Origin of the sequence: Yersinia sp. 1252 StPb PI, assembly GCF_048593885.1 — a bacterium.
Taxonomy (GTDB): domain Bacteria; phylum Pseudomonadota; class Gammaproteobacteria; order Enterobacterales; family Enterobacteriaceae; genus Yersinia; species Yersinia enterocolitica_E.
Window position 1 is genome coordinate 1 of sequence record NZ_JAZGQE010000472.1, and the last position, 515, is coordinate 515.

Here is a 515-nt window from a genome sequence, read left to right on the forward strand (position 1 = left end):
CTACTTTTAACCTAATATTGATTTTTTAATGAGTAACATGTTGAGTATTCTTCTGGCACCAACACTATGGTTGGCATAAAAAGAGGATGTAAAATATGAACAAGGTAACTATCACTATCAATACCGATTCAAATGAAGTAGACGTTAAAAACTTAACTGAGGCTGATACCGAGAATTTAACTTTGACCGCAGCACAAGCCCGAGCCAGGGTGCCAACTGAGGTTGCTCCTAACTCAAGTACCGAGGTTCTTTATCGCAGCACACCGATTATTCCTGAAAGTCGTCGAAATGTAATGATCACTAATGATGGTGCTGCAAATGTAATTACAGCTCAATATTATTGGTCGCACAGTTTTACAAGTCAATGGTTCTTGTATACCTCTATTGACGTAAATGTCGGTGATTCTAAGTTATTAGTTTCACCATCTAATTCATTATATTACAGTAAGGTTGTTCTAATTAACAATACAAGCCGTAAGGCATATGTTACCGCTGAGGAAAAATAAACACCGCCT

The 515-nt window shown here is 37.3% G+C and carries 1 protein-coding gene; it reads left to right on the forward strand.

Annotation, left to right across the window (positions count from 1 at the left end; translation table 11 throughout):
- Positions 1–95: 95 nt before the first annotated feature.
- Positions 96–506: a hypothetical protein gene (locus tag V2A85_RS24375; RefSeq protein ID WP_372558274.1), complete on the forward strand. Its 411-nt coding sequence runs from the start codon at positions 96–98 to the stop codon at positions 504–506.
- Positions 507–515: the final 9 nt, after the last annotated feature.

Excerpts from the sequence above, each read along its gene's own strand:
- V2A85_RS24375 (WP_372558274.1), top strand. The coding sequence starts at position 96 with ATGAACAAGGTAACTATCACTATCAATACCGATTCAAATGAAGTAGAC.